Origin of the sequence: Campylobacter sp. 2457A, assembly GCF_020135895.1 — a bacterium.
GTDB classification, from domain to species: domain Bacteria; phylum Campylobacterota; class Campylobacteria; order Campylobacterales; family Campylobacteraceae; genus Campylobacter_D; species Campylobacter_D taeniopygiae.
Genome location: NZ_JACHTO010000003.1, coordinates 60,605 through 75,127, shown reverse-complemented (window position 1 = coordinate 75,127; position 14,523 = coordinate 60,605). Strand labels below are relative to the sequence as shown.

The 14,523-nt window shown below is 29.7% G+C and carries 13 protein-coding genes and 1 tRNA gene; 1 reads left to right on the top strand and 13 read right to left on the bottom strand.

Annotation, left to right across the window (positions count from 1 at the left end; genetic code table 11):
• Window positions 1-152 precede the first annotated feature (152 nt).
• The 13 genes from H2280_RS01900 to fdhD all read right to left on the bottom strand — a co-directional run bounded on the left by H2280_RS01900 (window position 153) and on the right by fdhD (window position 11,792).
• Window positions 153-824: a sulfite exporter TauE/SafE family protein gene (locus tag H2280_RS01900; RefSeq protein ID WP_246023714.1), complete on the bottom strand. Its 672-nt coding sequence runs from the start codon at window positions 822-824 to the stop codon at window positions 153-155.
• Window positions 821-1,939, bottom strand: coding sequence for a glutamine-hydrolyzing carbamoyl-phosphate synthase small subunit (gene carA, locus H2280_RS01895; protein ID WP_337215501.1), 1,119 nt, complete (start codon window positions 1,937-1,939; stop codon window positions 821-823). Before carA ends, H2280_RS01900 begins: the two co-directional genes overlap by 4 nt.
• Before the next feature lie 3 nt (window positions 1,940-1,942).
• A complete protein-coding gene (locus H2280_RS01890; RefSeq protein ID WP_137623050.1) occupies window positions 1,943-2,494 on the bottom strand; it encodes a DUF507 family protein in 552 nt (183 codons plus the stop codon).
• Between the two features lie 57 nt (window positions 2,495-2,551).
• Window positions 2,552-3,070 carry a MotE family protein gene (locus H2280_RS01885; RefSeq protein WP_137623051.1) on the bottom strand — a complete coding sequence of 173 codons (519 nt, stop codon included), beginning with the start codon at window positions 3,068-3,070 and terminating at the stop codon, window positions 2,552-2,554.
• Entirely contained in the window at window positions 3,063-3,491 is a 429-nt protein-coding gene (locus H2280_RS01880; protein WP_337195361.1) for a flagellar export protein FliJ, read from the bottom strand. Before H2280_RS01880 ends, H2280_RS01885 begins: the two co-directional genes overlap by 8 nt.
• Window positions 3,488-4,738 carry an adenylosuccinate synthase gene (locus tag H2280_RS01875; protein WP_137623053.1) on the bottom strand — a complete coding sequence of 417 codons (1,251 nt, stop codon included), beginning with the start codon at window positions 4,736-4,738 and terminating at the stop codon, window positions 3,488-3,490. Before H2280_RS01875 ends, H2280_RS01880 begins: the two co-directional genes overlap by 4 nt.
• 26 nt (window positions 4,739-4,764) lie before the next feature.
• Window positions 4,765-4,859: transfer RNA gene (locus H2280_RS01870), tRNA-Sec, on the bottom strand.
• Window positions 4,860-4,906: 47 nt separating this feature from the next.
• Window positions 4,907-6,376: a sodium/proline symporter PutP gene (gene putP, locus H2280_RS01865; RefSeq protein WP_171000056.1), complete on the bottom strand. Its 1,470-nt coding sequence runs from the start codon at window positions 6,374-6,376 to the stop codon at window positions 4,907-4,909.
• Between the two features lie 41 nt (window positions 6,377-6,417).
• Window positions 6,418-7,440 carry a selenide, water dikinase SelD gene (gene selD / locus H2280_RS01860; RefSeq protein ID WP_337215500.1) on the bottom strand — a complete coding sequence of 341 codons (1,023 nt, stop codon included), beginning with the start codon at window positions 7,438-7,440 and terminating at the stop codon, window positions 6,418-6,420.
• Window positions 7,441-7,448: 8 nt separating this feature from the next.
• The gene (yedF, locus tag H2280_RS01855; RefSeq protein WP_337215499.1) at window positions 7,449-8,021 is read right to left on the bottom strand and encodes a sulfurtransferase-like selenium metabolism protein YedF; all 573 of its coding nucleotides are present in this window, start codon (window positions 8,019-8,021) and stop codon (window positions 7,449-7,451) included.
• 76 nt (window positions 8,022-8,097) lie between these two features.
• Window positions 8,098-10,203 carry an aspartate chemotaxis receptor CcaA gene (ccaA, locus tag H2280_RS01850; protein ID WP_137623057.1) on the bottom strand — a complete coding sequence of 702 codons (2,106 nt, stop codon included), beginning with the start codon at window positions 10,201-10,203 and terminating at the stop codon, window positions 8,098-8,100.
• Between the two features lie 82 nt (window positions 10,204-10,285).
• Window positions 10,286-11,017 carry a winged helix-turn-helix domain-containing protein gene (locus tag H2280_RS01845; protein WP_337215498.1) on the bottom strand — a complete coding sequence of 244 codons (732 nt, stop codon included), beginning with the start codon at window positions 11,015-11,017 and terminating at the stop codon, window positions 10,286-10,288.
• Window positions 11,010-11,792, bottom strand: coding sequence for a formate dehydrogenase accessory sulfurtransferase FdhD (fdhD, locus tag H2280_RS01840; RefSeq protein WP_337195367.1), 783 nt, complete (start codon window positions 11,790-11,792; stop codon window positions 11,010-11,012). The genes H2280_RS01845 and fdhD overlap by 8 nt, the downstream gene beginning before the upstream one ends.
• A gap of 134 nt (window positions 11,793-11,926) precedes the next feature.
• Here fdhD and H2280_RS01835 point away from each other — a divergent pair, with 134 nt between their 5' ends.
• On the top strand, window positions 11,927-14,179 hold the full coding sequence (locus tag H2280_RS01835; protein WP_337215497.1) for an autotransporter outer membrane beta-barrel domain-containing protein: 2,253 nt from the start codon (window positions 11,927-11,929) through the stop codon (window positions 14,177-14,179).
• The last annotated feature ends 344 nt before the right edge of the window (window positions 14,180-14,523 follow it).

Below are 14,523 nucleotides of genomic sequence, written 5' to 3'. Positions count from 1 at the left end.
TTATAAACTATTAATTATACATTTTTTCTTAAAAAAAATAATTTTGTTTTATTTATTACATCTTAAAATTAAGAATTTATCGATATTTTCAGCATTTTGCTTTAAAAAAATAAAATAAAATTTACTAATCAAATTAAAAAATATAAATAAAATTATTTTATAAAAGTAATAAAACCTATATAACTAATATGCAATCCATAGATAATAATAATAATATAAGCCATATAATTAAAAATCATTTTTAAAAATTCGTTTAAAATTTGAGATAATCTAGCAAAAAATAACATAGCAGGAAGTGTTGAGATACCAAAAATAAGCATAATAAGCATACTTTCTAAAATATTTTCTCTTTTAAGAGCATCTGTTAAAAAAAAATAAACCAAACCACAAGGAACAAAGCCATTTGCAAATCCTAACATCAATGCAGATTTAACGCCTTTAAACTTCATCGATTTTTGCATTACAAATTTAAACAAAGAGTGAATTATTATATTATTTTCAAAAAAAGCTAAAAGACTACCTCTAAAAATTAAAGCACAGCCTAAAATAACCATAAAAATACCGATGATAAAAAATGAAAAACTTTGAATTTTAGCATTAATCGCTAAAATATTTCCAAAAATCCCACAAAGTATTCCTAAAAAAATATAGGCTAAAATTCTTGATAGTTGATACAAAAAAGTTAGTAAAAATAAATGTTTGTGTGAAGAATTCAACCTCATAAAGGCTAAGGTAAAACCTCCGCACATAGCATAGCAGTGTCCAAAGCTTGATAAAAAAGCAACACTGAAAATAACAAAAAAATCAATATTTAGCAAAATCACATCAAATCGATAAATTCTTTAAAAATATATTTACTCTCATGAGGACCAGAAGAACTTTCTGGATGATGCTGTACCGATATAATAGGATAATCTTTATATTTAACACCCTCTACATTATCTCCAAAAAGATTTCGATGGGTAATATAAGCAACTTCACAAAGCTCTTCAGGAACATTATAATTATGATTTTGCGCTGTAATTTCAACGCTTTTATTATTTAAATTAATAACAGGATGATTTGCACCATGTTGACCAAATTTCATTTTATAAGTTTCATAACCAAAAGCATTACTTAAAAGCTGGTGTCCTAGGCAAATTCCTAATATAGGAATTTTTGCTTTAGCCATTTTTTCAATTTCTGCAATTTCTTGTTTTAAAATTTTTGGCTCTCCAGGACCATTGGAAAGAAATATTCCTTGAATTTCACCTTTTTTATAAAGATCTATAAGTTCTTGCGCTTTAACATTATAAGGATAAACCTCTACTTCCAAACCTGCTTCAACAAGTTCATTTAAAATATTGATCTTAACTCCATAGTCGATAACAGCAACTTTTTTTGCACTTCTTTTAGCTTCATTATAACTTTGAGTTGTATGATTCCAAACACCTTGTTTATGGACATAAGATTGTTTTGTGCTGACTTCTTTAACAAAATTAACTTCATCGATTTTTGCTGATTTTTCTAAAGCACTTTTTAGTTCTTCTTTATTTGAAATTTCAGTCGATACAACAGCTCTTAAATTTCCAAAATCTCGAATTGTTTTCACTAAAAATCTTGTATCAAGATCATATATTCCTATTTTTTCATGTCTTTTTAAATATTCATCCAAACTTTGTTTAGCACGAAAATTAGAAAAAGTAGAACTTAATTCTCGTATTAAAATACCACTAGCAAAAACTTCTTTGCTTTCATTATCATAATCATTAGTTCCCACTATACCGATCTCTGGCATAGAAAAAACGATAAATTGTCCCGCATAAGAAGGGTCTGACATGATTTCTTGATATCCGGTTAAAGAAGTATTAAAAACTAACTCTCCAAAGAAAGTTCCATTTTTACCAAAAGCTTTAGCTGTTAAAAAAATATCATTTTCTAAATAAACATAAGCTTTCATAATTTAAAACATTCCTCTTTTTCTAAGTTCTTCTTGATAAAGTTTTTCAAAGATTAATTCATATTCTTCACTACCTGGAATTGGCTTGGTCTTATAATTGCTTATTTTCTCATACACTTCATCTTCTAGATTTTCATAAATTTTAAGATAATTATCAATGCTAGAAAAAATTAAATTTTTTACTCTATTTTCACTCACGATAAAATTAATAAAATCATTTTCTATGAGCTCTTCTAAAATCCTATGTGCCAAACGATTATGGCGATCTTCTAAATTTAAAATAACATCAAATTGAGGTGCAAGTTTTTTCTTCACAAGCCAAAACATATTTTTTCTATCAACTTGCATAAGCTCCATTTCATCTTCTTGTTCTTCTAAAAGTTCTTTAGTTTTTTCATCTAGTTTTCTTTCACTTAAGACATCATTTTCTAAAATCTTTGCAACACAAGGATTAAGTTCTTCCATACTGCTTTTAATTTCAACAAAAGAAGAATTGGCTAAATCTAATACTATTTTATTTGTGATATAAGGTATATGTGGTAATTTTATACGCATTTTCAAACCTTTAAATTATAATTTAAAATAATAATATATTTATGTTAAAAAACAAATTTAATGAGTCTTATTATTATCTAAATTTTTTAACAACAAGGTTAATTCACTTGCTTTTTTAGGATCCATTTTAGAAAGAACTCCTGAAATTTTACGAGAATCAAGCGAAAACATGATTTTGCTAGCATCTTCAGCATCCATTTGACTTAACACATCAGCTATAGCCGTATCTTTCATCTGAGAATAAATTTCTTTGACTCTACCTTCTGTTTTTTTATTGATGGAATTTAGAATTTTTTGCTGCTCTTCTAAAAGTTTAGCATTTTGATCTTTTAAGGATTGAATTTGTGCTAAAGTAGCATTCACTTCTGCTTCTTTTTTTACCAAAGCATCCATTCTTTCTTTTTGTAAAGCTTCAAAAGAAGCCTTATAGGCCTCTAAAGATTGTCTAGCTTCATCAAATTCTTTTGTTTGTAATTCTAGTTGTGCCTTTTTAGATTCAAAATATTCTTCACAATTTTGATCAGCTCCAAAAAGTGCAGTCAAGCAAAAAATTAAAAAAATACATTTTTTAGTCATTTTTATCCTTTTTAAAAAAGCGACTGATTGCAATTTCATCGAGAAATTTTTCTTCAATTTTAGCAAGTTCTTTTTTCTTCTGTTTGATTTCTTCAGCCTCTAAGACCTTCATTTTTTCATAATCTAAATGAGCTTTTTTATATAAAAACTGATAATGCATCATTTCTTTTTTAGAAAGCTCTACTCTTTCTTTAGCTCTAGACATTGCTTCTCTGCCAATTTGTCTCATTGATAAATTAGATCTTAATTCATTTACAGAACCTGATTTTGGCAAAACGCTTAAATTTTCACATTCTTTTCTTGAAAGCTCTAAAAGTCTTTCATTTTCAAGCTGTCTTTGCTTGGCTTGATTTAAATTAGATTCGGCTTTATCAAGTTGCTGTTTTTTCACCTTGACAACAGAATTATATTTGCTTTTCATAAAACAATCGTATCTTCTCTTTCTGGACTTGTAGAAATAAATTTCACTTTAACCCCACAAAGCTCTTCTAATCTAGCGATATATTTTTTGGCATTTTCTGGCAATAAATCATAATCCCTGATTCCAAAAACCTTATCCCAACCATCCATTTCTTCATAAATAGGTTTAGCATTTTCTAAATCACTTGGCATATAATCAATTTCCATTCCATTATACTCATAAGCACGGCAAATTTTTACTTTTTCAAAACCATCCAAAACATCAAGTTTCATTAAAGATAAAACATCTAAACCATTTAATCTTGCCGTATATCTTACCGCTACAGCATCAAACCATCCACAGCGTCTTTTACGCCCAGTGCTTACGCCGATTTCTTTTCCAATACGTGCAATTTTTTCTCCATCTTCACCTTTATCTTCAGTAGGAAAAGCCCCATTGCCTACTCGAGTTGTATAAGCTTTTACTATGCCTATAATATTTCCTATTTCTTTAGGGTTTAAACCAAGTCCGATTAAAGCACCACCTGAAATTGTACTTGAGCTTGTCACATAAGGATAAGTTCCATGATCAATATCAAGCATGGAGCCTTGAGCTCCTTCCAAAAGGACTTTTTTATCCTCATCCAAAGCTTTCCAAAGCATTCTAGTTGTATCTGTAATATAAGGGGTTAAAATTTCACTAAATCTCTTGAGATCATTTAATAAATCATCACTATCAGGAATTTCAACACCCAAAAATTCTAAATAACTTTTATTTAATTCAAAATCTTTCATTAAAGCATTATGAAGTCTTTGAGGATCTAAAAGCTCTCCGACTCTATGTCCTGTGCGATTGATTTTATCTGCATAAGAAGGGCCTATTCCTTTTCCTGTTGTTCCTATAGCATCCTTGCCTTTGAGTTTTTCTTTTGCAATATCTATCAAAGAATGATGCTTTAAATTAAGATGTGCTCTATCGCTAATATATAATCTGCCCTTTAAATTTTCAAATTGTGCCATTTCTGCAATTAAAACTTCAGGAGAAACGACAACACCATTACCTATAATATTGATGCACTTTGTATTTAAAACACCGCTTGGCATTAAATGAAGTGCATATCTTACACCTTGAACCCAAATGGTATGCCCTGCATTATGTCCACCTGCACTCCTGCAAACAAAATCATAATTTTCACATAATTTATCAACTATCTTACCCTTGCCTTCATCGCCCCATTGGATACCAACAACAATATCTGCTTTACTCATGACCTATTCCTTCAATCTTTAAACGGCGAGAAGATGAGAGAATCGAACTCCCCAAAGAATAGCCAGCTACCCTTTCATCTGATTTGAAGTCAGTGGCGATCACCAGATACGCTAATCTTCCAAAAAACTTTTAATTATAGCGACTTTTATTGAAAAATAAAATTAAGATTAAGGAATTTCATTAAGCATTTTCTCATAAGCCATTTTTGAACCAGAGCTTACCTTAGTCAATAAACTCCCAAAAATAATAACCAAAGAAGCTGTTAAAAAACCAGGTATCATTTCATATAAATTAGAATCAACGCAATTTTTCCATAATACCACTACTAAAGCACCTGAAATCATACCAGCAATAGCGCCAAATTTTGTCATTCTTTTCCAAAAAAGTGAAAAAATAATAACCGCACCAAAACTACTACCAAAACCAGCCCAAGCATAAGAAACTATACTTAAAACGCTTGAATTTTTATCCATAGAAATAAAAAAAGCAACCAAGGCTACAATTAAAACACCTATTTTTCCTAAATTTAAAACCACCCTGCTGGATGCATTTTTCTTAAAAATTTTTTTATAAAAATCTTCAGCTATAGTCGAACTCGATACTAAAAGTTGCGAACTTGCTGTACTCATAATAGCAGCTAAAATCGCAGAAAGTAAAATTCCTGCAATCCAAGGATTGAATAAAAGTTGAGACATGAGTATAAAAATTTTCTCAGGATCTTGCAAGCTAAGTTGGAATTTATAGATATAAGCAATACCTAAAATCCCTATCAAACAAGCACTAAATAAACACAAACTCATCCAAACAATTCCTATAAAGGTAGCAATAGGAATATCCTTAACCGATCTAATTGACATAAAACGCACTAAAATATGAGGTTGTCCAAAATATCCAAGCCCCCAAGCAAGAGCAGAAATAATACTTACAAAACTCACATGATTTATAGATAAAGCCTCAGGTTTAATTTCTTTTACAATAGAAAATGCCTTAGAAATGCCTCCTAAATGATAAAGCATAACCGATGGCACAACAATTAGCGCTCCAAGCATCAAAAGTCCTTGAATCATATCCGTCCAACAAACTGCTTTATATCCTCCTAAAAAAGTATAAATAACAATAATCAATGTTCCAGCAATTAAAGCATAATCATAACGAATTTGAAAAACACCTTCAAAGAGTTTTGCTCCACTCACAAGGCCTGAAGAAATATAAAAAGTAAAAAAAACTAAAATAACAATAGCGCAAATCACACGCAAAATATGTTTATTATCATCAAAACGAGTTTCTAAATAATCAGGAATCGTCAAGGAATTTGCAACAATGCCTGTATAAATTCTTAATCTTTTTGCTATAAAAATCCAATTTAAAGTCGCACCGATAATCAATCCTATCACAATATAAAAATTGATCAAACCACCGATATATAAAGCTCCTGGTAGGCCCATCAAAAGCCAACCACTCATATCAGAAGCGCCTGCACTTAAAGCAGAAAGAGTAGGCCCTAAAGATCTTCCTCCTAAGAAATAATCTTCAGAACTTTTATTTTGTTTATAAAAATAAAAACCTATAAAAAGCATTAAAAAAGTATAAACTGAAAACATTGTTATAATGGCCATATTTATATGAACAACTTCCATTTTTTTTCCTTAAAAATATTAAACTTAATTTTTACACTAATTTAAACAAAGATAAATTTCTTTTCTGAAGCCAAAACACACTGGGCAACAATATTTGCCTCTATGCCTTCATTTCTTAACTCATCAAGACATTGCAAAGCTTGATTTTCATCTATGGCAATCAAAAGTCCTCCTGAAGTTTGAGGATCGCAAAGCAATAAATTTTCTTCATTTAAATCAGAATCCATCTCTTGAATAAATTCTAAATTTTTATACGCTCCAGCCGGAATTAATCCCATATTATAATATTTCAAAGTTCCATCTAGGTAAGGAATTTTTTCCTTAAAAACTTCAAAACTAATTTGATCATTTAACATTTCTCTTAAATGTCCTAAAAAGCCAAATCCTGTAATATCGGTCATAGCATGGACTTTAAATTTTAAAGCAATTTGACTAGCCTTAAAATTTAAAGACATCATACTTTTAACCATAGAATTTAAATGTTTTTCTTCTAAAAAATCCGCCTTTAAAGCTGTGCTTAAAATTCCAACTCCTAAGGGCTTAGTTAAAATGATTTTATCACCTAATTTTGCACGATTATTAGCAACAAAACGATCTGGATGAACTTTTCCAGTAACACTGAGTCCAAAAAATAATTCTGAACTTTCAATTGTATGCCCACCAACAATCAAACCCTTGCATTCATTTACTTTATCATTGGCACCCTCTAACATCTCCTTTAGTATCTCTAAAGAATGATTTTTGGTATCAAATCCTACTATATTTAAGGCATTTATTACTTCAGCCCCCATAGCAAATACATCACTAAGGGCATTAGCTGCAGCAATAGCACCAAAATGATAAGCACTATCGATTACAGGAGTGATAAAATCAAGAGTTTGAACAAGAGCTAAATCATCACTGATTTTATAAACACTCGCATCTTCATTATTTCCGATATCGCTAAGCAAAGCTGGAGATTTTTGCATAAAATTTAAAATTGTTTTAAGGCCACCCGGGCTTAGTTTTGCTGCTCAACCTGCCGCTTTTACAAAATGGGTTAAATTTTGTTTTTTATACTCCAAATTTTATCCTATAAAGTAATGATTTTTGCTTTTCCGAAAAGTTCATTAACGATCTCATAAGCATTTCCAATAGAACCGATTTTTAATTCTTTAGTTTTTCTAAAAAATTCCAAACAAGCTCCACAACTTATAATCTCAACTCCTAAATTTTCTAATTCTTTCATAGCTTTATGCGCTTTATGATTTTCATCAGTATTTACCAAAACACTTTCATTTACACAAATAATTTTATCAGGAATATTTTTAATATTTTTTAAAGTATCTAAAAAACCAACAAATAAATTCTCTCCTAATTCTCCACAACCCACTTTATCGGTTTTTAAAAATAAAACACTGTATTCGTTATGATTGGCTTGATTTAAATCAATTTCTTTTTTTTCAACACAAATGATAATTTCATCTTGATGTTCTTTAAAAGTCGGATTTAAATTTAAAGAGTTTAAAAATTTTAAAACATTATTTTTAGAGATAGTAGAATTTAAAATAATTTCTAAGCTCTCTCCATTATTTAGATTTTCAAGAGCTTTTTTTGTTTCAACGACAGGTTTAGGACAATCAAGATCTTTACAATCAATTCTCATTATTTTTCCTTAATAAAATTATACTTATTACTAAGTATAATTTTATTTAGATAATCTTGTAAGTACTCTTAAATTTTTAAAATTTCTTTTTATTTACATCTTCTAAAATAGCACTAGCAATATGATTAACCTTGCTTGTAATTTGATTGGTTGCATTGGCAATTTCAGCGTTTTCTTTTGTAGCAGCTTCAAGTTGCATGATAGTATCATTAATTTGAGTGATTCCAAGAGTTTGCTCTTTCACAGACTCTGCAACTTCATTGATATTTTGCACTAATATATTAATATTTGCTTCAATTTCACTCAACGATTTTCCAGTTCTTTCAGCAAGCTGTCTTACTTCATCAGCTACAACAGCAAATCCGCGTCCATGTTCTCCTGCACGTGCAGCTTCTATAGCTGCATTAAGCGCTAAAAGATTAGTTTGCTCTGCGATGTCTTTAATAACACTCGCTATATTTCTAATATCATTAACTTGACTTGTGACCTCTAAAGTTCTACCATTAATATTTTGCATAGAATGGCTTATTTGCTCTATAGTAGTAGCACTTTGTTCAAGTGATTGCGCTTGAGTATCTGAACTCTCTGTTAATTTTTGCATTGAAGCTTTTAATTCTTCAGATTGAGAGGCCAATTCTTTAGAAAATTGAGAAGAAGTTATAAGCATTTTTCTAATTTCTTCACCTAAGATATTTGTTGTAAGCTCAACTTGTCCTTGGGCATTATCAACCGAAATGCTAAAATCAAGCGCCTTATAGCTGTCAAAGACTTTATTGATTTTATTCATATCAGAACCAATTTTATTTTGCAATACATCAAGCATTCTATTTAAAACATTTTTAAGCTCTATAAGTTGAGGGTTGATAGGAACTTTGGAAATTCTTGTTCTAAAATTTCCTCCTTCGATTTCTTTTACTGTTTGCACTGACTCATCAACCGCTTCTTGATCTTGCTTTAATGAAACACGAGTTTTTTCAATATTTTCATTTATCATTCTTCCCATAGAACCGAGTTCATCATTAGCGTAAATTTCTATAGGCTTAAGTTCTATTTTTTCATAATTTAAAAATTTAAAGAATGATTCTAGAGATTTTAAAATAATTGGAAGTCTTATTCCAACAATTCTTCTAACACAGTAATAAACCACGGCTAAAACTACCAGAACAAAAGCTACAGAAGCTCCAATAATAAGCATTTGAAGTTTTCTTAAAGGTGCAAAAATAGACTCTTTTGGCGCTGTTACCATGATACTCCAAGTAGAATCTCCAGCCTTAAAACTACTCAAACTTGCGTAAGAATCATCATTCGTTGAAGCAACGTAATTAAAAATTCCATTTTTTCCTTCAGATAAAGCCCTATAAACTTCTTCTGTTTGTTCTCCTCTGTTATTAACCTTCATAAGATTTTGAAGGATTAAATTTTTATTAGGATGTACAGCTATATAACCTTGAGAATTTAATAAAACATTTAATTGTCCATTGAAAAGAAATGATTTTTTATCGAGTAAATAATTTGCGATATTTTCAAAATCCAAAACTAAACCTACAACGCCCACAAGTTTATTTTTTTTGCCAAAAATTGGCATAGCTAAATTCATACCATTAAATGCTTTACCACTTAAATTCATTTTTATAGCTTGACCGATATAAATTTGATCTTCTCCGTATTTAGCATTTTTTATAATATCTTGCACCACGGAAAAATTTACAATATCATCTACAGATTGTAAAACTTCAATTCCACCACGTTTTTTAATATCTTCATCTGTATATAAAATAACAAAATTACCATTTTTGGTATTAAAAAATTTACTCTCATCTTTAAAGTATGCTGGTGGATCTAACAAATAAAGATAAGTATAACTTGCATAAGCACTATTATCAAAAAGATTGATAAGAACGTTTGTGATACTATCAATATCCCAATCATCTTTATCAGTTGATTTAAACATATCTGTTAATGTATAAGCTTCACTTTTATTTAAAGCTATCATTTCATTAAAGATACCTTGAGTATGAGTGGCATACTCTTTAGAAGTTGCAGAAATAATACTTTCGGTGTTTTTAGCGATATTTTGACTCACTTGATCTGTAATTAAAAAAATTAAAAATACCAAACCCAATATTACAACAATTGCAACCGATAAAATAAGTTTTGAAGCAATATTTAAAGACTTAAACATTTGATTTATAACCTCTTAATACATTTAAAAATAATCAAAATTATATTATTTTTTATAACAAAATAAGCTTAAAAGAAAAAAATTAATTTTTTTTATGTTTTAAAAATAATTCCTTAAAACGTTTATTAGCGTATTCTTCTATATCTTTTTGCAAAATAGCAAAATTCTCCATCAATTCTATAGCCCTAGGAGTTAATTTTGTCCCTGATTCTTTTGATCTTCCTTGTCTTGTGCTTACTAAAATTTCTTGAGAATTTTTTTGCAAAACCTGTAAATGCATCCATGCTTTTTTGTAATTTATCCCCATTAATTTAGAAGCATGCAATAAACTTCCCGTTTGCCCTATTAACTCCAAAAGTTCGGTTTTTCCTTTACCAAAAAGCAAGTCCCCGTCTGAATTTTCAATCCAAGTTTTAGTTCTAATAACAAATTGCTTCCCTTTTTTCTCCTTAAAACAACCAAGTTTGCAATATTTCACATCAATTTTATATGCTTTTAAAGCTGAACGCATGCTTTTTAAACCGCAACTTTTTTGGGCAATCTCTCTAGCTTCTTCACAAAAAATTCTTCTTTTATGATCAAGCTTAGGTTCTAATTCTTTTAAGACTTCAATTTTTCCTTTTTCAAAATCCAAATGCCCAAATTGACCCAATTCACAATTATCAATTCTGATATTATTTTCATTAGCAAGCTTACCTATTTCTTCAATATTTTTTGAAAATTTTTTCGCTATTTTAAAAGCTGTTCCGCAATCTAATTTTTCATTGCTATTTAGCATTTCTTTCATATAAGCGAGTATTTTTTTATCATCCATGAATTCGAAAATCTCCACTATAAATATTGATCTTATCTTCCCTTGCAAAACCACAAAGACTTAAGTCAAATTTTCTTGCTATCATCACACCCAAGCAAGTAGGAGCCGTTCTTGAAACCAAAATTGGCACTCTATGCATAATCGTTTTAGCAACCATTTCAGAACTTAAACGACCGCTTACCATTAAAAAACACTGATCAAGTTTAACTCCAGCTAATCTCGCCTTTCCTAAAGCCTTATCTATAGTATTATGTTGAGCAATATCTTCTCCGATAAAAAACGTTTTTTCATCAAAAAAAAGCTTAGCTGTATGCACACACCCTGTTTTTTCATATAAATCACATTGAGTATAAAATTGACTCATTTGTTTTAGGATATAATCCTTGCTAAATCGAGCTTTAGAAGATATTTTCATGGCTTCAATATTTTCTATATCAATATTAGCCGTGTGTGCTCTCCCACAACCACTGATCACAACTCCTTGAGCATTGAGTTTAGCAAGATTTTCTTGATCGATCTTTGCTTCAATATGCACACTCATGCCATCATCTTTACTTTCAATTTTTTGGATATCTTCCACTCTAGCGATGATATTTTCACTCATCAAATACCCAACCGCTAAGGCTTGTTCATCAACCGGAGTTGCCATTAAAGCACCGATTCTTTCACCGTTGATAAAAATTTCAAGTTTAATCTCACGTACTAAAGTATCATCGCAAGTAAAAGCTTCATCGCCTTTGTATTTTAAAATTTGAGTTGTAAATAAAGGTTCCATCAGGTATCTCTTGAAAAAATAAACTGCAAATATTATATCAAAAAAGTAAATATTTTCTAATAATTAAGCTTAAATTTATGGGGGGGGGTATAATGCATTTTTTATTTTTATATTATTAAAATAAGGAGTCGTTTATGGCAAAAAAGAGTAAAATTTTACTCAGTATAGGTGTAGCTACTTTGCTTTATTCTAGTGGTTTCTCGAAGGAAATAACCTTGGATAATTCAAATCAATTTCCAACATATTTCACGTTTGATAAAAATAGCAACAGTGTTTATTTACAAGATTCTTACAAAAATCAGGATTTAACTTTTAATTTTAACAAAGATCTTGGTTTGCCAGATGATTGGCCGGAACAAAAAGATGAAACCCCTAATCTTAATATCGATCTAGGAGATCATACCCTATCCTTTACACAAAATAATTCCAACAAACCCACTTATGTGACTAATTTCAATCTAAGTGCTAAAGATATCAAAACACAAAATATTATCCTACAAGCTTTCAAACCTTCGACCATCAATGGAAATTTAGAGATGGAAGGAAAAGGAAAAGTAACAGGAGAAGAAGGTGGCTCAATGATCTTGCTTTTTAATGATGACGGATCAGGTGATATAGCTTATAATGGCGGCTTAAATATCAATGGAAATCTTACAGCTAACTCAACAGTGTTTGCAACTTATGGTAATTTTGTCAAAGTAAAAGGTAGTGCCAATATTTCAGATTCGGATTTTAAACTTGTAAAACGTTCTTATACCGATTTGGAAGCACACGATGTTGTAGTAATTCAAGCTAAAAATTTTAATAAAGATATTTTAAAAAAAAGCAATTTCGCAAGTGCATGGCTTTTAAAATTTATAAATGATTATGTTCCAAATGCAAATTTTATATCACAAGATTCTTTAGAATCTGGATATGTTATAGATGTTTCAGATAGTAAAGAATTTAATCCTTTGGTGAATTATAAATTAAGCATTAAAGATTGTGGTGGAAATCAATGTTTAGTTATCAATGGGGGTGCAACCGATGCTGCTAAAGATAAACTCACTCAATTAAAAGTAGATGTAGCTATGATTGATACATTGCTAAAAGAAACATTCAATAATGATGAATCACAAAAAGAAGAATGGGAAAAGGCTAAAGCTGAACTAACAAAACAAAAACAAGAAATTCAAAAACTCATCAGAGAAGCACAAAGCAATGGTGGCAAAATAGACGATAGCAAGTATCTTGATCTTGTAGCACCTAATCTAAATTCTAATGATAAAGCTTCTATTTTAGCCCTTCGATCTATCACAGATCAATTAGGAAGTATAGGTGCTGACTTAGCAAGTAGAGAAGGTGTAAAACTCGCTCTTAATATCAAAAAAGATACTGATAATACAGGTAAATCCGTCTCTAACTTAAACTCAAGTTCAAGTTCTGTAAATACAACTATGAATGTGGCTAATGACGTTTCAATAGGTCAAAGAGTAGCTATACTAAATAACCCTTTTGGAAACTATGCGTCTAAAATGAGTGGGCTTAAATTTGCTGCTTTAGAAAGCGATATGAGACCAAGTTATGTAAATGATTATACTCAAAGTGTTTGGGCTGATGCTTTTGGTGGTGCAAATATCATCGATGGAGATAGTGGTGCAATGTATGGTGCAACCATAGGTTTAGACAAACAAGCAAATGATCACGTTTTATTAGGTGCATATTTTACCTATGCAAATGCTAAGATTAAAGACAATACTTTAGAACAAAAAAGTGATAATTTTCAATTAGGACTTTATTCAAGTATCAACATAGCTCCGCAATGGGAAATTAATCTAAAAGCTTACGCTCAAATTTCTCCAACAGATCAAGATCATGTACAAGTAGATGGTGCTTATAATTCAAGTTATATGAGTAAATTCTTAGGTCTTAGTGCCAATGCTGGTCGTGTGTTTGATTTTAGTGATAACACTTTCTTTGTTAAGCCATTTGCTGGAGTAAATTATTACTTAAGTTACACCCCATCTCATAGAGAAAATGGTGCTATTGCTAAGGATATTGATTCTATGAGAAATAATTCTGCAAGTCTTGAAATAGGAGCAGAATTTAGAAAATATATCAATGAAAAATCCTATATTTTTGCCACTCCGAAAATTGAACAATTTATTATCAATAGTGGAGATGACTACATAGCCAATTTATCTATAAACGATGCTTTTTTCACTAGCGTTGAAGCAAACAATAAGAAAAAAACTTATGGGCAAGTCATTGTGGGTGGAAATATAGATTTTACCGAACAATTAAGCATGAATGTTGGCTTAGGTGCTAAGCAAATTTTAGCTGGTAAAGTTGATAATAAAAATGAAACTTATTTAAGTGGCCAAATAGGACTAAAATATAAGTTTTAATTTTATAAATGAATATAAAATTTCTTTTATAGGGCTTAATAAGCCCTATAAAATAAGCTCCAACTGATTAATTATTTAACATTTTTATTATATAAAACCTATCTTGGTTATCAAATTAATAAGTAAAATTATAAAACATTGCATAATAAAAAATCGAATTATCTAATTTTTACAAAATTAGAACAAAAATTTATTATTATCTCTTGCAAATTAAAAAGATAACAGGTAAAAAAATTAAAAATGTATAATTATAAACAAAGATATTTTATCAAAGTTTTTAATAAATAATTTAGCCAAATACTTAATTAAGAGCTTAAGCTATATACTTCCCTATAAACGAATTC